Annotated in this window: 19 protein-coding genes; 6 read left to right on the forward strand and 13 right to left on the reverse strand. The window is 72.1% G+C overall.

Features of this window, described 5'->3' with window-relative positions; translation table 11 throughout:
* Nucleotides 1-229: 229 nt before the first annotated feature.
* Nucleotides 230-2,383, reverse strand: a complete 2,154-nt coding sequence (locus AB1460_RS04270; protein ID WP_368959261.1) for an EAL domain-containing protein — start codon at nucleotides 2,381-2,383, stop codon at nucleotides 230-232.
* Here AB1460_RS04270 and AB1460_RS04275 point away from each other — a divergent pair.
* Nucleotides 2,367-2,606 carry a hypothetical protein gene (locus AB1460_RS04275; protein WP_368959262.1) on the forward strand — a complete coding sequence of 80 codons (240 nt, stop codon included), beginning with the start codon at nucleotides 2,367-2,369 and terminating at the stop codon, nucleotides 2,604-2,606. The genes AB1460_RS04270 and AB1460_RS04275 overlap by 17 nt on opposite strands.
* 529 nt (nucleotides 2,607-3,135) lie before the next feature.
* Here the strand turns inward: AB1460_RS04275 and AB1460_RS04280 are convergent.
* The 5 genes from AB1460_RS04280 to AB1460_RS04300 are packed head-to-tail and all read right to left on the reverse strand — an operon-like array spanning nucleotide 3,136 to nucleotide 7,143.
* Nucleotides 3,136-4,227, reverse strand: coding sequence for a class E sortase (locus tag AB1460_RS04280; RefSeq protein WP_368959263.1), 1,092 nt, complete (start codon nucleotides 4,225-4,227; stop codon nucleotides 3,136-3,138).
* Between the two features lie 9 nt (nucleotides 4,228-4,236).
* On the reverse strand, nucleotides 4,237-5,049 hold the full coding sequence (locus AB1460_RS04285; protein WP_368959264.1) for an energy-coupling factor ABC transporter ATP-binding protein: 813 nt from the start codon (nucleotides 5,047-5,049) through the stop codon (nucleotides 4,237-4,239).
* Nucleotides 5,046-5,825 (reverse strand): cobalt ECF transporter T component CbiQ, encoded by a 780-nt coding sequence (cbiQ, locus tag AB1460_RS04290; protein ID WP_420497188.1) that lies wholly within the window; start codon nucleotides 5,823-5,825, stop codon nucleotides 5,046-5,048. Before cbiQ ends, AB1460_RS04285 begins: the two co-directional genes overlap by 4 nt.
* Nucleotides 5,826-5,866: 41 nt before the next feature.
* The gene (locus AB1460_RS04295; protein ID WP_368959266.1) at nucleotides 5,867-6,376 is read right to left on the reverse strand and encodes a PDGLE domain-containing protein; all 510 of its coding nucleotides are present in this window, start codon (nucleotides 6,374-6,376) and stop codon (nucleotides 5,867-5,869) included.
* On the reverse strand, nucleotides 6,373-7,143 hold the full coding sequence (locus AB1460_RS04300) for an energy-coupling factor ABC transporter permease (protein ID WP_368959267.1): 771 nt from the start codon (nucleotides 7,141-7,143) through the stop codon (nucleotides 6,373-6,375). The genes AB1460_RS04295 and AB1460_RS04300 overlap by 4 nt, the downstream gene beginning before the upstream one ends.
* A gap of 390 nt (nucleotides 7,144-7,533) precedes the next feature.
* Between AB1460_RS04300 and AB1460_RS04305 the strand changes: the two genes are divergently transcribed.
* The gene (locus AB1460_RS04305) at nucleotides 7,534-8,463 is read left to right on the forward strand and encodes a glycosyltransferase family 2 protein (RefSeq protein WP_368959268.1); all 930 of its coding nucleotides are present in this window, start codon (nucleotides 7,534-7,536) and stop codon (nucleotides 8,461-8,463) included.
* Nucleotides 8,464-8,514: 51 nt separating this feature from the next.
* On the opposite strand, the gene AB1460_RS04310 is transcribed toward AB1460_RS04305, so the two are convergent.
* Nucleotides 8,515-9,252 (reverse strand): class I SAM-dependent methyltransferase, encoded by a 738-nt coding sequence (locus AB1460_RS04310; RefSeq protein WP_368959269.1) that lies wholly within the window; start codon nucleotides 9,250-9,252, stop codon nucleotides 8,515-8,517.
* Nucleotides 9,253-9,489: 237 nt separating this feature from the next.
* Between AB1460_RS04310 and AB1460_RS04315 the strand changes: the two genes are divergently transcribed.
* Complete coding sequence (locus AB1460_RS04315) at nucleotides 9,490-10,824, forward strand: glycosyltransferase family 4 protein (RefSeq protein ID WP_420497189.1); 1,335 nt, start codon at nucleotides 9,490-9,492, stop codon at nucleotides 10,822-10,824.
* On the opposite strand, the gene AB1460_RS04320 is transcribed toward AB1460_RS04315, so the two are convergent.
* A complete protein-coding gene (locus AB1460_RS04320) occupies nucleotides 10,825-11,505 on the reverse strand; it encodes a class I SAM-dependent methyltransferase (protein ID WP_368959270.1) in 681 nt (226 codons plus the stop codon).
* 3 nt (nucleotides 11,506-11,508) lie between these two features.
* Between AB1460_RS04320 and AB1460_RS04325 the strand changes: the two genes are divergently transcribed.
* The gene (locus tag AB1460_RS04325) at nucleotides 11,509-11,691 is read left to right on the forward strand and encodes a hypothetical protein (RefSeq protein ID WP_368959272.1); all 183 of its coding nucleotides are present in this window, start codon (nucleotides 11,509-11,511) and stop codon (nucleotides 11,689-11,691) included.
* 179 nt (nucleotides 11,692-11,870) lie between these two features.
* On the opposite strand, the gene AB1460_RS04330 is transcribed toward AB1460_RS04325, so the two are convergent.
* Together AB1460_RS04330 and dnaG are read right to left on the reverse strand one after the other, a co-directional pair.
* Nucleotides 11,871-13,049, reverse strand: a complete 1,179-nt coding sequence (locus AB1460_RS04330; protein ID WP_006538863.1) for an RNA polymerase sigma factor — start codon at nucleotides 13,047-13,049, stop codon at nucleotides 11,871-11,873.
* Nucleotides 13,050-13,089: 40 nt separating this feature from the next.
* Nucleotides 13,090-15,054 (reverse strand): DNA primase, encoded by a 1,965-nt coding sequence (gene dnaG / locus AB1460_RS04335; protein WP_368959273.1) that lies wholly within the window; start codon nucleotides 15,052-15,054, stop codon nucleotides 13,090-13,092.
* Nucleotides 15,055-15,897: 843 nt separating this feature from the next.
* Between dnaG and AB1460_RS04340 the strand changes: the two genes are divergently transcribed.
* Nucleotides 15,898-16,053 carry a hypothetical protein gene (locus AB1460_RS04340; protein WP_018640427.1) on the forward strand — a complete coding sequence of 52 codons (156 nt, stop codon included), beginning with the start codon at nucleotides 15,898-15,900 and terminating at the stop codon, nucleotides 16,051-16,053.
* Between the two features lie 40 nt (nucleotides 16,054-16,093).
* Nucleotides 16,094-16,633, forward strand: coding sequence for a PH domain-containing protein (locus AB1460_RS04345; RefSeq protein ID WP_368959274.1), 540 nt, complete (start codon nucleotides 16,094-16,096; stop codon nucleotides 16,631-16,633).
* A gap of 264 nt (nucleotides 16,634-16,897) precedes the next feature.
* Here AB1460_RS04345 and AB1460_RS04350 read toward each other — a convergent pair whose 3' ends face one another.
* The 3 genes from AB1460_RS04350 to AB1460_RS04360 all read right to left on the reverse strand — a co-directional run bounded on the left by AB1460_RS04350 (nucleotide 16,898) and on the right by AB1460_RS04360 (nucleotide 22,957).
* Complete coding sequence (locus AB1460_RS04350; protein ID WP_368959276.1) at nucleotides 16,898-18,781, reverse strand: transketolase; 1,884 nt, start codon at nucleotides 18,779-18,781, stop codon at nucleotides 16,898-16,900.
* A gap of 377 nt (nucleotides 18,782-19,158) precedes the next feature.
* Nucleotides 19,159-19,845 (reverse strand): YdcF family protein, encoded by a 687-nt coding sequence (locus tag AB1460_RS04355; RefSeq protein ID WP_368959277.1) that lies wholly within the window; start codon nucleotides 19,843-19,845, stop codon nucleotides 19,159-19,161.
* A 58-nt stretch (nucleotides 19,846-19,903) separates the two neighbouring features.
* Complete coding sequence (locus AB1460_RS04360; RefSeq protein ID WP_368959278.1) at nucleotides 19,904-22,957, reverse strand: glycine--tRNA ligase; 3,054 nt, start codon at nucleotides 22,955-22,957, stop codon at nucleotides 19,904-19,906.
* Between the last annotated feature and the right edge of the window lie 8 nt (nucleotides 22,958-22,965).

Consider the following 22,965-nt stretch of genomic DNA (forward strand, 5'->3'; position numbering starts at 1 on the left):
GATCTTCAGGTGGCGTGCCCGCGCCCATGAGACCCCCGGCCGCGTGCCCGGCTCCCACTACACAGCCCCACCAGAAACCCCAGGCCTGGCCCACCGCCTACGCGTCAGCAAACTTGCCGGAGCCCTGGGTGGCAACGTAGCGTGGCGAATTGGCGGCGCCGCGCTCCGGCCATACGCGGCGGACCGACGGGCCACGGCCCGGGCCGTGGCCTGGATGCCGCTCCAGCGCCTATCCGGTCAGCCGGTCCCCAGCCACGAATGGACCGGGCACGTGACGGCCCTCGGCCTCGCCACGCTGCGGCTCCCGCGGTCCCCTCGACCGTGCCCCCGAGCCGGGCGCACCACCCCTCGAGGGCCGAGAGCTGGACGGCGCCACGGAGTTCTCCGCGGCCGGGGCGGGCGACAGCGTGGCCGCCGGTGATGGCGCCGGGCGGGCGGAGCCGGAGGCTCCCTGAGGACACGCGGCACGGGTCGCGCGCGGGCCGGCGGTGACGCGGATCGGGCCCGTCATCACCGGCTCAGCCAGTTGGGGCAGCCAGCGGAGCCGGTCGTCCCACTCCGTCAGCCAGCCCAGTACCCGCTCCGCCGTGAGCGGGCGGGAGACGAAGTAGCCCTGCACCTCATCGCACTGCCAGGCTGCCAACGAGGCCCATGAACGCGACGTCTCGACCCCCTCGGCGACGATCCGCAGCCGCAGCGCGTGCGCCAGCGCGACCGTGGACCGGACGATCGCCGCCGCCGAGGCGTCCCGGTCGATGTTCCGCAGGAACCGCTGGTCGAGCTTCACCTCGTCGGCGGGCAGCTCCATCAGATAGGCCAGCGAACACAGGCCGGTGCCGTAGTCGTCGAGGCTGATCCGCACGCCGTGCTCACGCAGGCCGGTGAGGGTCCGCTGTGCCCGCTCCAGCACCGTGATGAGCCCGTCCTCGGTGATCTCGACGACGAGCGCCGCCGGCGGCAGGCCGTGGCGCTCCAGAACCTGGCGGACGACGTCCACGAAGTCCGGATTGACGATGATCGAGGGCGGCACGTTCACGGAGACCGGGAGCACGGCGCCGGCGGCATGCCAGCGCGCGCAGTCGGCCAGCGCGAGATCGAGGACCCGCCGGGTCAGGCACCCCATTAGCCCCGCGCGTTCCATCTCGGGCAGGAACAGGCCCGGCGGCCGCAGCCCGCCGGCGGGGTGCCGCCAGCGCACCAGCGCCTCAACACCGCTGATCCGCCCGCTGCGCATGTCGACCTTGGGCTGGTAGCGCAGCTCGATCTGACCGGCATCGAGCGCCTCGCGCAGCTCTCCGCGCAGGCCGAGGCTTGCCCGGCTGCCGAGATGGCAGTCGGGATCGTAGACCCGCTGGCCGCTGTGGCTGCCTTTCGCCGTGTACATCGCCTCCTCCGCCCGGCGCAGGAGCTCGAGGGCGCTGCGTCCGTGTTCCGGAGAACGTGCGATCCCCACGCTGACCTCGGCCGGCACCCGAAGACCGGCCAGGTGCACCGGCGCCTGGAGCGCCTCCCGGATCCGCCGCGCGGCCGCCTCGGCGCCAGCGAGGTCCACCCCGCGGAGCAGCGCGGCGAACTCGTCGCCGTCGACCCGCGCGAGCAGGTCCTCAGGTCTCAGGACGGAGCGGATCCGCTCACTGGCAACGCGGAGCAGCTGGTCACCGTACTCGTGGCCGAGCGTCCCGTTGATGTCCCGGAGGCGGTCGAGATCCACCAGGATGAGCGCTGCGGGCAGCGGCCCGCCCGGACGATGCCCCCCGGCCAGCCACTGGGTGGCCGTCGCCGTGAACTGCCGCCGGCCCGGCAGGCCGGTGAGCTCGTCGACACCGTGCCGACGGCTGCGGAGAAGCCGGGCCACCCGGGCCCGGAGGCGAACGACGGGCAGGAAGACCGCGATCGCCGTGGTCACGGTCGAGGTCAGCACGGCCGACGACAGCCCTTTGCCGCGGCAGAGGCACCAGACCACGATCGAGGCCAGGAGAAGCCCGATGAGGGCGAGGAGAGCCGCGGGCCGCCGCGCCGCGCGCTTCCGGATACCGGCATCACCGGTGCGGGAACCCGTCGCCGTCCGTCCCGTCCGGGTCACCACGGCCGCACCGGAGCTGCCCGCGCCGCCGGCGTCCCCGCAGCCCGCGTCAGCACCGCCGATATCTGTGATGGAGGCGTCCGTGAAGGGAGCGTCAGCGACATCGGCGCCTGCGCCGACCCCGCCGACAGGTCCCGTGCGAGAGCCCTGCCCTCCGGCGCTGGTCCCGCGGGTGTCCTTCTCGTGGGCGTCGCCCGCACCGGCTGTGGCCCCGCCGGAGAGGCCCACGCCGGACAACATGTCGGCGGCCCCGGTCGTCGGAGCACCCGCGGAGCCCACGCTGGTGGTATTCGCGGCCATCCCCACGTGTGCGGACGGGGCGTCCTGGCGCGTCGGCGCGCACCCGTCCGGCTGGGGCCTCGATGTGGCCAGCGGAGCGGAGGCCGACGCCGTGGCACCGGGCGGCACGGCCTGGCGCGCGCTGTGCCGCCTGGTGGTGCGGCCGGCCCGTGCCGAGCCTGTCCGCGCCGAGGTCACCACCGGCTTTCACCCGGAGATCCAAACAGAGAAAAGTCTTGCCTGACCATACGATTGCCCCCGATGTTAAACCTGTTCGTAGGGACCCCCATGACCTGGCACTCGGCCCGCCGTCAAGCTGCTTGTGCCCGGTTCGTTCGCCCCTGCGGTACGCGAGCGTAACGCGCACGAGTTGGCAGGTTATCGGACTCCGCAGCTTATTGGTCCGCCCGCAAACAAACCGGGCCGGGCTGCCCGCTCACTGACGCCGTCCACCGGCCGGATTTCCTGATTAGCGGCCACCGTTCGGCGCTTCAACGGCATCTCGACGACATGACGTGGCCACCTGTGATCTTCCTGTGGTCCCATTGCGGACGAACGGCGCGGCGTACGTACCACAAGAGGCAACACGCACGTCCGTTCCGCCCGCTAGACCCCGACAGTTACACTCGTGGCAGGCAGATGCGACTCGACCAGGGGGAACACCAGAAACAGCAGAATCGCGGCGACACCCAACGCCAGGAGCACCGCGAGCGGGATACGTACCCGTGCGGGTCCAGGCAGGTGTCTGAAAATCCAGCTGTACACAATTCCTCCTACCTGTCCGTGAGCGCGGGCGGCGCCCCCTGGCTCTTGTCTCTCGTCTCATCCAGCTCGGCGAACACGATGAGCCTGCTCTTCGCGGAGAAGCGGGGATGGCACGTGGTCAGCGTCATCAGCGACCGGGTCGGCATCTCGCCCAGGTGGCCCGGCACGGGATAGGTCACGTCCAGCCGGTGCGGGTTCACGATCTCGGAGCCGGTGACCCGGTAGGTGAAGTACCTGTCGGCCACCTCGACCACGATGGGGTCTCCCACCCTCAGCTCGTCGACGCGGCTGAACGGCTTTCCGTAGGTCGTGCGGTGACCCGAGACGACGAAGTTCCCGATCCCGCCCGGCAACGCCGTTCCCGGGAAGTGCCCGGGCCCGCGGCGCAGCGCCTCGGTCGTCACGCCCTCGACGACGACCGGGGCGTAGTCCGCCCCGAAGCGCGGCACCCGCAGTACGGCGATGCCGTCGCCGAGCTCGACCGGTGGCACCGCCGGCCGCTGGTTCGCCGCCGGCCCGCCGGGCTCCGGCTCGGTCGGGGCCTGCCGGGCCCAGGCCGTCGTCAGATCGTGGCGGATCTGATCCTGCGTCCTGGACGCGAAGATATCCGTGATCCACAGCTGGTAGGCGAGGAAGAGCACCACCACGACACCGGCGGTGATCATCAGTTCTCCGGCGCCCCGGGCGATCCGTCCGCCGATCGGTCGCGGCGGTCGCGCGGTTGCCGGGCCCCATGGGTCACCCTGTGTGCCGGTCACGTTCCCTGCGCGCTCGCCACGGCGCTCGCCGTGCCCGGCGTCGTCTCGCGCGTCGGCGGGCGTGCCGCCTCTCGCGGCGGCCCCCGCCGCGGCACCGCCGGGTTGGACCGTCGGCGGATCCTCCTTGCGGGCGGTCGGGCGCCCGCCCTGCGCCGGGACGCCGTCAGAAGCTGCGGCGGCCGGCTGCTCTGGAAGGCGTGGCGGCCCGGCGAGCAGGTCATCGAGCCTGTCCAGGCCGCTGCGCTCGGCCCGTTCACCGGCGGGCGGATCGGGGGGCGAGTCCGGCGCCGGCAGGAGGGTCCGCGGGTGCTTGTCCTCGCCAGGAGTCCCGCCAGCACTCATGTCGCCACCCTAGGGCATCACTCCGCGACTATCAGTGAGAACATGGCGCGGGTTGAACCCAAAGGGCAACTCCAGCCGGTGAGCGGACATCAACTCCTCGTTGCTCAGGAGTACGGCCGTCGAGCCGTCCGCCGCGATCACGCCCTGGTCGAGGATCACGGAACGGGCACAGAGCTGCAGCGCGTAGGGCAGGTCGTGGGTGACCATGATCAACGTCAGGTCGAGGCCGCCCAGCACCTCGGCGAGCTCCCGGCGGCCGGCCGGATCCAGGTTGGCCGACGGCTCGTCGAGAACGAGGACGTCCGGCCGCATGGCGAGCACCGTCGCGACCGCCGCGCGGCGCCTCTCTCCCAGGCTGAGATGGTGCGGTGCCCGGTCGGCGTACCCGGCGAGCCCGACCGCCGAGAGTGCCTCCGCCACCCGTTCCGCCAGCTCCGGCCCGCGCAGACCGAGGTTCGCAGGCCCGAAGGCCACGTCCTGGCCCACCGTGGGCATGAACAGCTGGTCGTCGGGATCCTGGAACACCAGCCCCACCCGCCGCCGGATCTCCCGCATCTTCGGTCCGGCGACCGCCAGGCCCTCGATGCGGATCGACCCCGCCCCGGCCGTCAGGATGCCGTTGAGGTGCAGCATCAGGGTGGTCTTGCCGGCGCCGTTGGGGCCCAGCACCGCGACCCGCTCGCCGCGGGCAATCACGAGGTCGACCCCGAAGAGCACCTGCCGACCGTCCGGATAGGCGAAGGCCAGCCCGTCGATCTCGACGGCCGGCGGCCCGGCGCCGGCCGGCCCCGTCTGCGTGGCCGACCCGTCCGCGGGCTTCACAGCAGGCCCAGGCCCGCGTTGCGGGCGACCACGGCGACCGTCGCACCGAAGGCGATCAGGCCGCCGGCGAGTGTCCACTGCGCCGGCCGCGGCGCGGCGGTGGGCAACGCGCCGGGCAGGGTCCCCGAGTAGCCGCGGGCCAGCATCGCCAGGTGGACCCGTTCCCCGCGCTCGTACGAGCGGATGAAAAGGGTGCCGAGCGAGGCGGCGAGCACCCCGGTCGCTCGCAGCGAACGGGCCTCGTGCCCGCGGGAGCGGCGCGCCACCGCCATCCGGCGCATCTGGCCGACGACGAGACCCGCGTACCGGATCATGAACGAGGCGACCGCGATGATCACAGGTGGCAGGCGCAGCCGCTCCAGGCCGACGAGCAGGTCACGGGCAGGTGTGGTGGCAGCGAGCACGATCACGGTCATCAGCCCGAGCGTAGCCCGTGCCAGCAGGCCGAACGCCTGCTCCAGTCCGGGCCGCGAGAGCCCGAGGCCCAGCACCTCGACGCGCGGGCCCGGAACGACGAACGGCAGCGCCGCCGCGAAGGCGAGGAACGGCAGCTCCAGCGCGAGTCGACGCACGACGAGCAGCGCGCGCAGGCGCGCCACCGCGCACAGGGTGACCAGCACCAGCAGATGGGCCAGAAAGGCCCACCCGGCGGTGATGGGAGTGACCACCACGCAGATCACGTAGCCGAGGGCGGCAACGATCTTGCACTGGGCGGGCATCGCGTGCAGAACACTGCGCCCGGGCTGATAGGGATCAAGGACGTGCATACCACCCATCGTGTGGCAGGCCCCTCTACCCGTTCACCGCGGGAACCCGCTCATGGCCGGGATGCGGAGCCCGAGCCGGGGCCGGCGCCTGCAACCGCCGGCCCCGGCCCCGGCTCGGGCTCGGGCTCGGGCTCGGGCTCGGTGCGGGAGCGTGGGCGCAGCCGCGTGATTCCCAGGACGACGACAGCTCCGACCACGTAGGCGATCGACACTCCGATGACGCCGGCCACGGCCCCGGCGAGCCGCTCGTTGCCGATGCCGGACACTGCGTAGTCCGCCAGCGGCCAGTCCGCGAACGAATGGTCGTCCGCCTGCTGGATGAACCCCTTGTCCTCGGCGACCTTCTCCAGCCCGTCCGGACTCGAGCTGGCGTAGCCGGACACGAAGCCGGCGAGGACGAAGGCCACGAAGAGGCCTACGACGAGGAAGACCGTGTTCCTGCGGTCCCGGCGCCCCGTACCAGCTCCGTCTCCCGAGTCGAAGGGCTGTGGGCTGCTGCCGCCAGGTCGCGCCGAAGATGCGGGCGTCTCCCGGTAGGCGCCGTCGGGTCTGGTGGTCATGAGGCGCTCCCATCCTCGCGGCGGGCCGCCGGCTGGGGCCTACCGGCACCGGCCACCGCGGGTACCAGGCCCGCGCCGGCGCCGGCGGGCTCGAAACGCCGAACCGTCAGGTCCTGCGCCCGCTGCAGGTCCCGGGCGCCGTACACGAGATCGGGGCGGGTACCGAGCACGAGGCTCACAGTGGCGGCGGTGATGGCTGCCTCGCCGATCCCGATCAGGCAGTGCACTCCGAGCATCGCGCCGGCGACACCGCCGAGCGGCAGGTCGACCGTGCCGCCGATCGCGAACTGGAGCACGAAGACACCCGCGGCGAGGGGAACCGTGGCGAAGGCGGCGACAGCCGAGGCGGCGACCACCGAGGGCCCTCGCCGCGGCAGGACCCTTCTGGCCAGGGCGAACAGGCCATAGCCGCCGACGGCGCCGACCAGCGCCATGTTCGTGATGTTGAGTCCGAGGGCGCTGAGGCCACCGTCGGCGAACAGGGCCTGGACGCCCAGCACCACCGCGATGCCGATCGCGCCCAGCCAGGGCCCGACCAGCACGGCCGCGAGCGTGCCACCGAGCAGGTGCCCGCTGGTTCCCAGGGCCACCGGGAAGTTGAGCATCTGGCCCGCGAAGACGAAGGCTGCGACGAGCCCGGCGAGCGGCGTGAGCTGATCAGTGTTCTCCGCCCCGGCCCGCTTCACGGCGTAGCCGACCCCGGCGACGGCGACCAGGCCGAACGCCGCGGACGTCGGGGCGTCGATGAACCCGTCCGGGATATGCATGCTTTCCCCTCACCCACGGGCACTCAGCCACGGCGCGGCAGCGGATCGGCAGCGACGCGGGCCCGTCCAACGTTGCTAAGAATACGCATCTGCGACTCACTTGCAGGAAAAAGCGACCAGCCTGCCCACAGCGGCCCGTCCGACCCGTCCCTGGGCTGACGAGGCCCGGCTGGCCACGGACGTCCCACCCCTTCGCTGACGGTCGGCGCCACCCGCGCCGCCACCTGCGCCACACAGTGGCACTTGGATACTCTGAGTTATCAGCCGACTATGATGAGTGACTGTCTCGTGGGGACGGGGTCGCCCACCCGGAGTCGCGTGCGCGTCCGTCGCCAGCAGCACCCAGCCATCCCACCGCGCGCCCGCGCCAGGTCCGGACGAGGTGAGGCCATGAAGACCATCGCGGTGATCATCCACCGGGGGCCGGTGGGCCGGACAGTGGATCTCGCGACCCGTCTCGACGTGTCCGCACATCTCGACCAGGTCACCGTGGTGGCCAATGATCTGTCCGCGCGCCCGACCGGACTGCCGGCGGGCGTGAGCTGGCTCGTCCCACCCCGGGACCTCGGACGCGGCGGTGCCTTCCGGTACGCGGTGGCGGCCATGCCCGAGGTCTCCGCCTACCTGCTGGTCGAGAACAACGTGCGGATCGGTGACGCGACCATCGGTGCCTGCCTGGAGCTGCTCGCCGGCGCGAACATCGGGGTGGTCGCCCCCGCGCTCGTGGACGAGGCCGGCGCACGGTCCGTTCCGGCCCGGACGACCCGCTTCCTCGTGCTGCCCCGAATCCTGGGGAACGCCCCCGCGGACCGCCCCAGCGAGGCCAACTGGGTCAGCGGCGCAGCGATGTTCGTCAAGGCCGAATGCCACCAGCGGGTCGCGATGGACGGCCGTTACTTCCACGGCCTGGAGGACATCGACTTCTGCTATCGCGTCCGCAACGCGGGCTGGAGCGTCGTGATCTGCCCGCGGGCAGCCTGGCGGTCAGGCGCCGATCCCGACCCGGACGGCTTCCGCGGCTACTACGAGGTACGGAACCGGCTGTGGTTCACCCGCCTTCGCGGCTGGCGTGGCCGCACGGCCGCGGCGGCGGTCTGGACGCTGTGCGCAACACTGCCCCACGCCATCACCTACAGTCATCGATCGGACCGAGGGGAGGCCGGCTCCCGGCAGACCCCTGCCGGTCGGCTCGTGCTGCGCGGCCTGCTGGACGGCCTCGGCCCGGTGCCCCCGAGCGGCGACCCTCGGGCGGACGAACCACGACCCTCCCGGTGGGCTGCGTCGAGGTCACGGTCAGGCGCCGGCCGCCGCGGCGGCTGACCTGCCCTGCTCCGGACCGCCAGACCGCGTGACTGTCAGACCGCGTGGCCGTCAGACCGCGTGGCCGTCAGACCGCGTGGCCGTCAGACCGGCTACCGGCTCGGCGGCGCGCGCGGCGGGCACCACCGCCGCGGGCACGGCCACGAAGACCGACTGCCAGGCGAAGAGGTTCGGGCGGGTGGACAGGGCCCAGTGGTCGGCGCGTTCGACGAGGGCCGTCGAGATCCACTCGCGAGTCCGCCACCACGGCAGGCCGCCGCTGCCGCCGGTGGCGAGGATCCGCAGGCCATGCTGCTCGAGCAGTTCACGCCCCGTCCGGATGGTGAAGAAACGCAGGTGGGTGACGTCCATGACGCCGGTATCGGTGTAGTCGAAGCGACCCAGCAGTTGCTTCGCCCGCTCCCGGTAGTGCGCGATGTTCGGGAGCGCCACCGCGATCCGCCCGCCGGGAGCGAGCACCCGCTGCGCCTCCGCGAGGAGCCCGGCCGGCTCGACGAGATGCTCCAGGATGTGGGACAGGACCACGAGGTCGTAGGACGCGTCCGCGGCGAAGCGCAGGCCGTCGGCCAGGTCAGCGAGTTCGACCCGCTCGCACTCGACGGCGGCGGCGGCGAGCTCCGCGGAGTCCCGCGTCACCCCGGTGACCCGCCAGCCGGCGGCGCGGAGCAGGCGGGCGTTGTCCCCGGCGCCACAGCCGCAGTCCAGTGCCCGGCCGGGCGGAATGTCGACCAGGCCGAGCAGCGTTCGGTTCCCGGTGTTGCGGTAGCGGAGATCCAGATCCGTCGTCATCGCCGACACCCTGCTTTCCTGTGGTCCGCGCGTACCCGCGCCCCAGCTAGTTACCTGAAGTGATACTCCAACTACCGAAAGAAGGGGTGGAGGGCGGCGGAGCGTGGCGCCCACACCGAGCCACCCGGGGCGGGGTCGCCGGCTTCCCGTCAGTACAGGGCGACACGAACACCCGACCGGCGCTGACACGGCCACGCATCACCACAACTACAGAGAGACTCTCTACTATCACTTTCCGTGCCTCTACCTCGCAGATCGCCCGCCCTGACCGCACCGACCGCGACTGACCAGGACGCGACTGCCCCGCGGGTGCTCCTGCTGCACACCACGACACCGCATCCGGACGCCGCGCGTCACCTCGCCGCCGTCGCCGCCGGCCTGCGGGCGGGCGGCGCCGAGGTGACGCGACTGGCCGCCCGCGAACAGGCCGAGCGGTCCGCTCCGGCCCCGACAGCCGGGGAGGCCGGAGCGACCAGGACAGCCGGGGCTCGGCTGCTTCGCCGGACCGGTCAGCCGGGGGTCGATCTGGCGTCCCGCCTCCGCACGGTGTGGTCGGCCGCGGCCGGAGCACGGGCACTGGGCCCCGTGGACAGCGTTGTCGCCGGACACGTCACGCTTGCTCCGGCCGCGGCCGCCGCCGCCCGACTGACGGGCGCGAGCCGGGTGCCCGTCCTCTTCCACGGCGTCGACATGTGGACGATGCGCCCGCATCTGCGCCTTCTCCTCCGCCACGACCCCCTGCTCTACCCGGTGACATCCAGCTCGTTCAGCGCGGGGGCGCTGTCACCGGTACGGATGGGAGCGATCATCCCGCCAGGTCTGGAGCACCAATGGCGCGAGACCCTGCTCGCCGAGGCGGCGCGCCGCCGGCCGCTGCCGCCGATGCCCACGGTCCTGAGCGTCTTCCCGCTCGGTGACTGGGAGTCCAAGGGGCTGACCACCCTGGTCGACGCACTCGACAGCGCGGCCGCCGTGCTCGGGCCGGTGCGGCTGGTGATCGCGGGAGCCGGGCCGGCACCCGGGGCCCTGCACTCCATCGTCGCCGCGCGCAAGCACACGACACTGTGCGAGGACCCCCGTGACGCGGCCCTCGCCCGGCTGTACGCGACCGCTGACCTGTTCGCGTTGTGTACCCGAACCCGCACCAGGCCGCCGGTGAGCGGCGAGGCGCACCCGACCGCGCTGCTGGAGGCGCAGCTCGCGGGCTGTGCGGTCATCGGCCCCGCTCAGGGCGGGTCACCGGACGCCTATCAGCGGGGTGCCACCGGATGGACCCCGGCCGACGAGTCGGTGCCCGCGTTGGCCCACATCCTGGAGGATCTGCTCGCGGACCGCGCGCGGCTGGCCCGCGCCGGCCGACTGGCCAGCGACTGGGCACGGAGCGTCACCGACCCCGACGATCACATCCGGGCCGTCTTCGCCGCCCTGCTCGGACGTCAGCCACAGGCCCGCACCGACAGCGAAGCAGCGGGCCAGGAACTCACCGGCCCGCCCGCCCCCCGCTCCCCGGAGTCTCCCGCGCCCCACGGGTCCCGGGGGCCGACCGAGGAGGCCCCGGCCGGCCGCTCCTGATCAGGCCTGGGCCGCGGCCTGTCGGACGAGCTCCGGCACCCGCGGGAACACGGCCTGCTCGTAGCGGCGAATCGCGACCAGCAGCCAGCTGCCCGCGGCGTCCGCCGGGGCCTGTCCAGCAGCCGGACGGCCGTCAAGATTCTGCAGCCGGACGTCGCCGAACCCGGCACGTTCGACCAGTTCGACCAGGTGGCCGGCTTCACGCGGGTGGTGTTCTGGGAGGTACCTGCCCCGCGGGCGCGCCGCCGGCCCTGAGGGCGGGGGCGGCGCGGATTCCGCCTGCGTGGTCGGTGGCTGCGTGGTCGGTGGCTGTGGGCGGCCGCCGACGGGGCCCGACACGCTCGCCCGGAGGACGAGACACCCGCCGGGGCGCAGGCTCGTCCACACCGACGCCAGCAGGGCGGAGAGGTCCTCGTCGTCCAGCTGCGTGGCAAGGGTCAGGGAGACCGCGATGTCGACCCGGCGGCCGGATCCGAAGAACTCCCGAGGAGTCCGGTAGTCGATGTTCACCGCATGGTTGAGGACGCGCGCGCAGGCGAGGACACCACGCGAGACGTCCACCGCCTCTACCGACCAGACCCGGCCGGCCACCGCGCGCGCCAGGTAGCCGGGGCCGCAGCCGACGTCGAGCAGGTCCTGCTCGGGCGCCAGGTACGGCTCGAGCACATCCCGGACAAACATGTCGTGGGCACCGCGGTCGCGGTGTGCGGACCGGTCCGGGCGCTGGCCTCGGGGGTGGTGTGCGGCGAGGCCCACCAGCCGCAGGGCCAGCCCTGGCCGCCGCGGACCGGGCGTCACGCTGACGAGCAGGCGGACCCACCTGGCGCCGAGGAAGGTCCGCCCGCCGGTTACCGCGAGAAGCAGTGATCGGAGGCGGGAGAGGCGCAGGTGTGCCGCACAATCACCGTCAGTAGGCTGTATATCGCCGTCGCCGTCAGGGAGTCCGGGAGCCACAGGTCCTTCCGGACCGCCTGACCGCTGCCTCACAGGGTCCGACCCTGACAGGACGGACACATGAAGTCAACGAACGACTACAGCGAGTTTGACTACTCCAGGTAGTCGCGGAGCTTCTGCGACCGGGAGGGGTGGCGAAGCTTGGACAGCGTCTTCGACTCGATCTGCCGGATGCGCTCCCGGGTCACTCCGAACTCGCGGCCGACCTCCTCCAGCGTCCGCGGATGGCCGTCGGTGAGGCCGAAGCGGAGCTGGATCACCTTCTTCTCCCGGTCGGAGAGCGTGTGCAGGACGGAGTCCAGCTGCTCCTGCAGGAGGATGAAGCTGGCTGCGTCCACCGGCACGACCGCGTCGCAGTCCTCGATGAAGTCGCCGAGGTGGGAGTCCTCCTCCTCACCGATCGGCGTCTCCAGCGAGACCGGCTCCTGGGACACCTTCAGGATCTCCCGGACCTTGTCCGGGGTGAGGTCCATCTCCTTGGCGATCTCCTCCGGGCTGGGCTCCCGGCCCAGGTCCTGCAGGAGCTGCCGCTGGATGCGGATCAGCTTGTTGATCGTCTCGACCATGTGCACCGGGATACGGATCGTCCGGGCCTGGTCCGCGATCGCGCGGGTGATGGCCTGGCGAATCCACCAGGTGGCATAGGTGGAGAACTTGTAGCCCTTGGTGTAGTCGAACTTCTCGACCGCCCGGATGAGCCCGAGATTGCCCTCCTGGATGAGGTCCAGGAACAGCATGCCGCGCCCGACGTACCGCTTCGCGATCGAGACGACGAGCCGGAGGTTCGCCTCGACGAGCTTCCGCTTGGCGATCTGCCCGTCCCGCTCGATGGCCTCCAGGTCACGGCGCATCTGCGGGGAGGTCTTCTTCGTCGCCACCGCGAGCTTCTCGGAGGCGAAAAGGCCGGCCTCGATCCGCTTGGCGAGGTCGACCTCCTCCTCCGCGGTCAGCAGCGGGACCTTGCCGATCTCCTTCAGGTACATCCGTACCGGGTCGGAGGTCGGGGCCTTGAGCGCGAGCTCCTCCTCCTCCCGACGTCGACGGGCCAGCAGGTCCGCCTCGTCGGCGTTCTCGCCCCCCGCCTCGAGGACCTCGATGCCCTCGTCATTGAGCACCTGCAGGACGGTCTCGGCCTGCTCAGGGGGCAACTCGGCCGCCTGGATAGCGACCGTGACGTCCTCAGTGGTGAGGAAACCGATCTCCTTGCCACGGGTGATGAGGTCCTTGACCTCGTCCACCTGGGCCTCGCGGGGTAGGACGGTAGGACTCATGGGCGGAATCTCGTCACTTCCTTCTCGGGATCGACCCAGGTTACGCGGCACCTACGCCCCGCTCCCGGAGTTGGAGCTTGTGCTGTTCCAAAGCAATCAGCTCACCGAACGCACGGTTGAAGGCATCAGTGTCGGATGTCGGGTTGAGCCGCTGTACCTGCGACTTCACTTCCCTGATCCGACGGGTCACATGCAGCTCCTGAACACGCGACATCTGTTCGTCGACGTAGCGGTCGTCCACATCGTGGTCGCACAGCACTCCCTCGACCGCGAGCGCGAGGACGAACCGCCGCAGCTCCTCGTCCGGAATCACGTCCACGACCGCACCGGCCCAGCCGAACGGATCACCGGCCGCGTACAGCCCCGCGCACACCCCGCCCGCGGCGGCGATCGCCTCGCGGACCGCGCGATGCGCGGGAACAGTGAACAGCTCGGCGGCGAGCGTGTCGAACAGCGGGCCGGCCAACCCCGGGTACTGCAGGGCGAGCTTGAGAGTCTCCCGCTCGACGATGACGACCGCCTCGTCCGGCGCGGCCTCGAGCTGCCTGCGCCCCGCCGCGCGCGCCCCGCCACCACCGTCGACACCCGGGGCACCACCCTGGCCACCCGTGGCCACGGCACCGCTCGCGCCGGAGGGCCTGGCCGTGCCACCGCCGCCAGCCGAAGCCTTCGCGCGGTGCTGCCCAACCCGGTCGACCACGAACCGCTCGTCCAGGAAGCCGAGCCAGCGGTCCAGGTTCACCGCATAGCGATGCCGGATACCGGTGTCCTTGAGCCGGTTCACCAGCGGCGCGGCGGCGTCCAGCGCGGCGAGGCGGCCCTCGGTGGTGTTCAGGTCGTAGCGGTCGATCACGCCGCGGATCGCGAACTCGAACAGCGGCTGCCGGCTGGCCACGAGGTCGCGCACCGCCGCGTCGCCATGCTGCGTCCACAGGTCGCACGGGTCGAGCCCGTCCGGCTGTACCGCTACATAGGTCTGGGTGACGAACCGCTCCTCGTACTCGAAGGCCCGCATGGCGGCGGCCTGCCCGGCCTTGTCCCCGTCGAAGGTGAAGATCACTTCGCCGGGACGGGAGTCCGAGTCCATCAACAGCCGGCGCACGATGGCGACGTGGTCGCCACCGAAGGAGGTCCCGCAGCTCGCGACGGCCGTGGTGACGCCCGACAGATGACAGGCCATGACGTCGGTGTACCCCTCGACGACCACCACCTGGTAACGGCGGGCGATGTCACGCCGCGCCAGGTCGGCGCCGTAGAGGAGCTTCGCCTTCTTGAACAGCGGCGTCTCCGCCGTGTTGAGGTACTTCGGCCCGGCGTCGGGACCATCGGCGAGGCGCCGGCCGCCGAAGCCGACGACCTCACCGCCGAGATCACGGATCGGCCACAGCAGCCGGTGGTGGAACCGGTCGATGAGCCCGCCGCGCCCGCCGCGCTTGGCAAGACCGGCCAGCTCCAGCTCCTCCGCCGTGAAGCGGCGCGCGAGCAGGTGCCGGGTCAGCGCGTCCCAGGACGCGGGCGCGTAGCCGAGGCCGAACTGCTCCGCCGCCGACCGGTCGAAGCCGCGGGAGGTGAGGAACTCCCAGCCGGCGCGCGCATCCGGAGAGGAGTGGAGCTGCTCGGTGTAGAACTCGGCTGCCAGCCGGTGGGCCTCCAGCAGGCGCTGCCGCTGACTCGTCACCGCCCGGCTGGTGGTGCCCCCACCCTCGTAGGTCAGGGTGATTCCGGCCCGGCGGGCGAGGCGCTCGACCGCCTCCGGGAAGCTGAGACCGTCAATCTTGCGGACGAAGGCGTAGACGTCGCCGCCCTCGTTGCAGCCGAAGCAGTGGAAGAACCCGACCGAGGGCCGGACGTTGAACGACGGCGACTTCTCGTCGTGGAAGGGACACAGCCCGACCAGGCTGCCGCCGCCGACCGGGCGGAGCTGGACATGATCACCGATGACGTCCGCGATGTTCGACCGCTCCCGTACGAGAGCTATGTCAGCGTCGCGGATGCGCCCGGCCACCGAATCCCTCCCTGGTCACGTCCGGCGGGCCCGCCATCGCGGGCTCCGATGTCACTGGATAGACGGCGCCACCCCGCCTGGGGTTGCGCACCGCGGGTATCTCGTGTCCGGTCACCTGGTACGACGCGGCCAGCGGCCCGGCCCACCCGGGGCGCCCTCGCCGCCGACCGGACGGAACCGCTGATGACGTCGGTGTCAACGGTCCTTTCGCGTGATGGTACTTGTCATCCGACCGACAGTGGCGATCATGCCACGCGCGGAGCCGGTGGCGACCGCCTCTCGCCCCGACGGAGCGCGCTGTCCGGGCCGCACCGCCCGAGCCGCGCCGCGGGACGACGCCCGGCACCGTCCGGCACACCCTCGCGAAGACCATGATGCGACACAGGCCACATCGGAAGCCACCGACGAACCATGCTCATCACTCCAGTGTCGCGCCACGACCCCATCCCATCCCAAACGCAGCCGGCAGCGATCACAGCGTACGTCGTTTTTTGCTGGTCACAGCACCCTCTGCGGTGGTCGGCCCGTCAGTGCCCCACTCCGGGGGCCCGCGGGCCGGGCACGCGAGGGGGACCACCCAACGGGTTGACGACCTGTGTTCTCCCACTGTGCGGGCGACACGCCGGTGCGCGCGAGACGAACCAGACCCGTTCGAGGGTGTTCAGTCTCTCACCCAGAGTGAGATTCCGATCATTGGGGCAGGTCACAGGCCCATGTCAGCGGGGTCATACCACTCGCTGACCACGAAGCTGAGCGTATCGAGGCGATTCTCGTACCTACGTCGATCGCAACAACGATACTTTGGGCGCACCCCGTTCCCCCAACTCGGCCCGGAGGCCCGCCGTGGACAAGATCGTCAAGTACGGTGCGATCGCGTTCCTCATCTTTTTCATCGTCACCGCACCGGACAGCGCCGCGAGCATCATCGACCGGGTGTTCGGGTGGCTTGAGGACATCGGGAACGGAGCGTCTGAGTTCGTGACAGACACAGCCCTGTGATCCGGCCCCTCCCCGGCCCGGCGTCTGCGACACTTCGATCGTGGTGAGACTCCAGCTTCCAGACCCAGCGCTGCGGGACACCAAGTACCTCGCGTCCCAGGAACGCCTGGTCATGATGGTGCGGCTGCACTGGGCCATCATGCTGCCGGTCCTCCTGCAGACACTGGGCGCGGCGCTGCTCGCCCTCGCCGTGAACGTCCTCCTGACCTTGGAGGACATCGACACGGGCCCCATCACCACAGTGCTGTGGTGGTTCGCGCTCTTCATGATCCTCCGAATGCTCTGGAAGATCGCGGACTGGCACTTCGACCACCTGATGATCACAGACAAGCGTCTGCTGAAGGTGTCGGGCATCTTCTTCCGCAAGGTCCAGACGATGCCACTGTCGAAGATCACCGATCTCACCTACAACCGGGACCCGCTCGGGCGGCTCCTCGGGTACGGCGAGTTCGTCGTCGAGTCAGCCGGCCAGGACCAGGCTCTCTCGAAGATCAGCTTTCTTCCCCGGCCGGACCGGCTCTACCTCACCCTGGTCGACATGACCTTCGGTGGCGGCCCGTCCCCGGCCGGCGACGACTGACCCCTCACGGTCAGCCGCCGCCCTCGCCCCGCCTCCGGGCCAGCCCTCGTCTCCGGGCCGGCCTCCTGCCTGCGCCGAGCCCCTCGTCCCTGACCGGCCGAGGGGCCGGCCGCGCATGCGGACACGCAGAAAGCCCCGCCTGGCGCGGCGGGGCTCTCAGGGGACGCTCTCGGGCTCTTGTGGGGCTGAGGACAGGCAGGGGTCGGCTGTCACGGGCCTGGCCCCGTCGGCGCGCCCGCGAGGGGCGCGCCGACGGGGCGTTGCTCAGCGAAGCAGACCGCGCGCGGCCTCGACGATGTGCGGAGTCGAGATACCGGCGAAGTCCAGCAGCTCGTCGGGGGTACCGGATCCGGGCAGTTCGGTGACCGACAGGTGGGCGAGCCGCACGGAGACGTCGCCGTCCCGCAGGGCACTGGCGAGACCTTCCAGCACGGCGCCGCCGATGCCGCCCTCGGCGTAGTGGTCCTCGGCGACGACCAGCCGGCCGCCGGTCGCCCGCGCGGCCTCGGCCAGGGTCGCGGCGTCGACCGGCTTGATCGAGTACAGGTCGATCACCCGGGCCGACACACCCTCGGCGGCCAGGACGTCCGCCGCGGCCAGGCAGTGGTGCAGGGTGACGCCGGCGCCGATCAGCGTGACGGTGTCGGCGTCCGAGCTGCGCAGGACCTTGGAGCCGCCCGGCACGAACTGCTCGTCGGGCCCGTAGAGAACCGGGTAGGCACCGCGGGTGGTCCGCAGGTAGCTGACGCCGCGCAGGCCGGCCATGACCTCGACCAGCTTCGCGGTGGACGTCGCGTCGCTCGGGTACAGCACGGTCGACCCGCCGACCGCCCGCATCATCGCGAGGTCCTCGAGCGCCATCTGGGACGGGCCGTCGGCACCGATCTCCACGCCGGCATGCGACCCGGAGAGCCGGATGTCCGCCTGCGAGATGGCCGCCATCCGGATGAAGTCGTACGCCCGGGACAGGAACGCCGCGAAGGTCGAGGCGAACGGGACGTAGCCGCGCACCGACAGCCCGACCGCCGCGGCGACCAGCTGCTGCTCGGCGATGAAGATCTCGAAGAACCGGTCCGGATGGGCCTTGGTGAAGTCCTCGGCGTAGGTCGAGTTGCTGACCTCCGCGTCGAGCGCCACCACGTCCGTCCACGCCCCGATCGCGGCCAGGGCCTGGCCGTACGCCCGCCGGCTGGCGACCTTGGCACCGAGCTCGTAGGTCGGCAGGGTGAACGCCGGACGGGCCTGGTGCTCCGGCCGCGCCAGGTCGGCAGGCGGCACCGGGCCACGCACGCGCAGGTTGCGCTCGCCGCCGAGCTCGACGATCGCCCGCTCGGCCATGTCGCCGGTCAGCGGCTTGCCGTGCCAGCCCTCGACGTCGGCGATCTCGGAGAAGCCCTCCCCCTTGCGGGTGCGGGCCAGGATCACGGTGGGCCGCGCCGCGTCCTCTGCGTCGGCGAGGGCGGCGTCGATCGCACCCAGGTCATGGCCGTCGACCACCAGGGCACGGGCACCGAAGGCCTCGACCCGGCGGGCGTAGGCGGCCATGTCCCAGCCGAGCTCCGTCGGCCCACGCTGGCCGAGCCGGTTGACGTCCACGATGGCGATCAGATTCGACAGGCCGTAGAAGGAGGCCTTGTCCAGCGCCTCCCACATCGAGCCCTCGGCCATCTCGCTGTCGCCGCAGACCACCCAGACCCGGTAGGGCGTCCGGTCCAGGAACTTGCCGGCGAGCGCGACCCCGACGGCGTCCGGCAGGCCCTGGCCCAGCGACCCGGTCGCGACGTCCACCCACGGCAGCACCGGGGTCGGGTGGCCCTGCAGGCGGTGGCCGAACCGGCGGTAGCCGGTCATGAGCTCCTCGTCGGAGACCACGCCGACAGCCTTGAACATCGAGTAGATCAGGGGCGACGCGTGCCCCTTGGAGAAGATCAGATGGTCGTTCGCGGGATCGTCGGGGTTGTCCCAGTCGTAGCGGAGGTGCCGCGCGAGCAGCACAGCCATGACGTCCGCGGCGGACATGGAGGATGTCGGATGGCCGGAGCCCGCCGAGGTGCTGCTGCGGATCGAGTCGACGCGCAGCTGCTGCGCGAGTTCCTGAACCGTCTCCAGGTCGGCGACTCCAACCACTTCGGACACGGGAGTTGCCACACCAGTCTCCTTCGTCAGCATTGTGCTGGTCTTCGGTTGTCCTGGTCGGGCCGGTGAGGCGAGCCGGCGCCGCCGGCCGACACCGCAGCCGTCGTGACGCGGCCCCACGCAGGTCGAGTGTCGTCTGTGCCGCGGGCCGGCCGACCCGGCGCCTGACGCCTGTCGCACTACCCCGTCACTCCGCGATCCGAACCGTACCAGCACGCAGGGCCTGTCACACCGGTGGAAAGCCGGCCTTCGTCACACCGGCGACACCCCGGCGGCACCCGGCCGGAGGTCGAACGCACCGGCGGGCCCGGGTCCGGTGACCCGCGGGTGGCGGTGATCACCACCGGCAGCGCGTGCCGTCGCCCGGACGGGGGTGCCGGGCCGCGGGGTCAGACGGCCGGAGTATGGGCCCCGGCCGGGGAGGCCCGGTGGAACAGCTGGTAGAAGCGGTAGCCGATGCCCTCGCGGAGGATGTAGCGGACCTGGGTCCCGAAACCGCGGTTCGCCGGGCCCTTCGTCGCCGGGGACGTCACCGTCTCTATCCCCAGGTCCGTGGCGATCGCGCGGGAACGCAGGCTGTGCCAGCGGTCGGTCACCACCACCGCGGACCCCCACTGCCGGCTGTCCATCAGACCGGCCACCGCGGTCAGCGACGACAGGGTGTCCCGGCCCTGCGGGACAGCCATCACGGCACTCGCCGGCACGCCGTGGTCACGCAGGTAGGCCGCGGCGGCCTCCGCCTCGGTGAACCGGTCGCCCGGCTGGTTGCCCCCCACGGTGATCACCCGGGGCGCGACGCCGGCCCGGTAGAGCTCCAGCGCGTGGTCCAGCCGGGCCGCGAGGATCGCCGACGGGCGGCCGTCGTACTGCGAGGCACCCAGCACGATCAGCGCGTCGGAGGCCCGACGGTCGTCGTCCCGGCCGACCCACCACACCTCCCCGAAGGTCGCGGCGGATCCGGCGACCAGCAGCATGACGATCATCAGGACGACCCGCAGGGTCCAACGCCACCAGGGAACCCGAAACCAGGACGCCGAGGGCGGACGGGGCAGAAACCGCCGAGGGGACAGGTCCACGCGATGTCACGTTAGCCGCAGCGGACCTGTTCAAACCCCCCGGCCGGATCCTGCGCCCTCAGGTGCCGTCGGCAGCTCCCGCCGGCGTGATCGGGAGAGTACCGAGCGCGTCCCAGTCGAGCACCTCGGCGGCGACGTCGCGGATCTCGGCGAGCAGCCCGAGCCGGGCCGCCCGCACGGCTGGATCGTCGGCCATCACCATGACGGCGTCGAAGAACGCGTCGACCGCGGCTGGCAGCTGGTCCGCCACGGCGACGAAGTCCGCGAGCTCCGGTGCCCGCCCGGGGCTGCGCACGACCAGCTGACGGGACAGCTCGGTGGCGGCCTGGGCGAGCCGGTGGTCCGCCGGGTCGACGAGATCGTCGATCACGATGCCCGGGGTGGCCTCGGCCGGGACGATCCGGCGGACCCGACCGACCGCGGCGGCGAGCCGGGCGAAGGCGGGGCTGTCCACCAGGGTGCGCAGCTCACGCAGGGTCGAGGCCGCGCGGGCCGGCCGCCCGGTCAGCGGGCGCAGCGCGCCGACCAGCCGGTGGTCGGTGCCGGCGTCCAGCAGCTGCTGGGTGAAGCGGCCGCGCACGAACGCGTCCGCCTGCTCCAGGGCGGTCTCCGACACGGGCACCGGGAGGAGCTTCGCCGCCTCGGCCAGCATGTCCGCCACGGTGAGACCCGCGAACTCGGGACGCCCCGCCAGGATCGCGGTGACACCGAGCGCGGCCCGGCGCAGCCCGAACTGGTCCGAGCTGCCGGTCGGTGCCGCGTCGAGCGCGAACAGCCCGGTGAGCAGGTCAAGCCGGTCGGCGAGGGCGAGCAGCGCACCGGGGACGGTCTGCGGCACGGCCCCGCCGGCGCGGCGCGGCAGCTCCATCTCGTACAGCGCCACCGCGACGGCCTCGGGCTCGCCGGCCCGGCGGGCGTACTCGCGGGCCATCGTCCCGGCGAGGCTGGACAGCTCGATCACCATCTGGGTGGCGAGGTCGAACTTGGCCAGCTCACCCGCGCGGTCGAGGGTCGCCCGGTCGGGTGCGGACAGGCCGGCGCCGGCGGAGCTGCCGAGCCGGTCGGCAAGCCGGCCGGCAAGAGCCGCGATGCGGTCCGCCCGGTCGGCGACCGAGCCGAGCCGCTGCTCGAAGGTCAGCTTCGCGAGACCCTCCCGGAAGGTCGCCAGGGGCACCTTGAGGTCGGCGTCGAAGAAGAACGCCGCGTCCTCGAACCGGGACCGCAGCACGGCCTCGTTGCCCGCGCGGACCAGCGGGACGTCGACCGCTCCGTCCGCCACCGTGACGAAGCACGGCTGCAGCGCCCCGGCCGTGTCCCGCACCGCGAGGTACCGCTGGTGCTTGTGCATCACCGTCGTGAGGATCTCCGGCGGCAGCTCGAGGTAGCGCCGCTCGAAGGAGCCGAGCACCGGGCGCGGGTACTCGACGAGGTTGGTCACCTCGTCGATGACGTCCGCCTCGAGCTCGAGGTCGATCACACCGTGCTGCTCGGCGGCCAGCTTCGCGGCCTCGTCGACGATCAGCTCCCGGCGGGCGGCCGGATCGAGCAGGACGGAGCTGGCGGCGAGCAGCTCGGCGTAGCCGTCGGCGCCGCGCACCTCGATCGGCGGCGACCCGGCACGCCGGTGGCCGCGGGACGTCGTCCCGGCCGCCAGCGTGGACACGGCGACCGGGACGACCGAGCCGCCGAGCAACGCCACCACCCAGCGCACCGGGCGGCTGAAGGACAGCTCGGGGTCGTTCCAGCGCATGTTCCGCTCGGACCGCAGACCGGCCAGGACGGCGCCGAGCACATCGGCCAGGACCTCGATCGCCGGCCGGCCGGTGTCGGTGCGCACCAGGGCGACATGCTCGACGCCGCGGTGCTCGACGACGGTGAGGTCGGCCACCGCGGCGCCCTGCCCGCGCACGAACCCGGTTGCCGCCTTCGTCGGCTCGCCCTGCGCGTCGTAGGCCGCCGAACGGCGCGGGCCCCGCACGACCTGCTCGACGTCGGGCTCCCGGGCGGCGACCTTCTCGACGACGGCGACGATGCGCCGCGGGGTCCCCCGCACCAGCACGGAGCCGTGCGCGAGGCGGGTGCCCGCCAGCCGCTCGACCAGTGCGGCCCGGACAGCCTCGGTCTGGCGGCCCACCTCCGCGGCGGGCAGCTCCTCCGTGCCGATCTCGAACAGCAGCGTCGCCGGGCCGGACGGCACCGCCGCCGGGTCGACGGCGGCGGGAACGGCCGGCGCCGGCCGGGGGGTCTCCCCCAGCGGGCTGCCCAGCTCGACCCGCCGCTCCCGCCAGAGCGCGGCGACCTCGCGGGACATCCCCCGCATCTGGGCGAACGAGGTCGCCCGCTCGGTGGTGGAGACGGCGCCGCGGGAGTCCAGAATGTTGAACGCGTGCGAGCACTTCAGCACGTACGAGTGGGCCGGGACCGGCAGCCGGGCGTCGAGCAGCCGGCGGGCCTCCGCGGCGAACTCGCCGTACATCCGGCGGACCGCGTCGATGTCGGCCTCGTCGAGGTAGTACCGCGACATCTCGAACTCGGCCTGGCCGAACACCTCTCCGTACGAGGCCCCGGGGGCGTAGGCGATCTCGGCGAAGTGCCGGACCTCCTGCAGCGCCATCATGATCCGCTCGATGCCGTAGGTGATCTCGACGCTCACCGGGTCGAGCGACTGGCCGCCGGCCTGCTGGAAGTAGGTGAACTGGGTGATCTCCTGCCCGTCCAGCCACACCTCCCAGCCCAGGCCCCAGGCGCCCAGGGCCGGCGAGGTCCAGTTGTCCTCGACGAAGCGGACGTCGTGCGCCGCGGTGTCGACACCCAGCGCGCGCAGGCTGCCCAGGTACAGCTCCTGCGGGTCACCCGGATCCGGCTTGAGGATCACCTGGAACTGGGTGTGGGTCTGGAGCCGGTTCGGGTTGAAGCCGTAGCGCGAGTCGTCCGGGCGCACCGAGGGCTCCACATAGGCCACCCGCCACGGCTCGCCACCCAGCACCCGCAGGATGGTCGCCGGGTTGTAGGTACCGGCACCGACCTCGGTGTTGAACGGCTGCACGATCATGCAGCCGCGCTCGGTCCAGTAGCGGGTCAACGTCAGCAGGGCGTCCTGCATGGTCAGCATCGGGGCAG

The organism is Parafrankia sp. FMc2 (genome assembly GCF_041008525.1).
GTDB lineage: Bacteria > Actinomycetota > Actinomycetes > Frankiales > Frankiaceae > Parafrankia.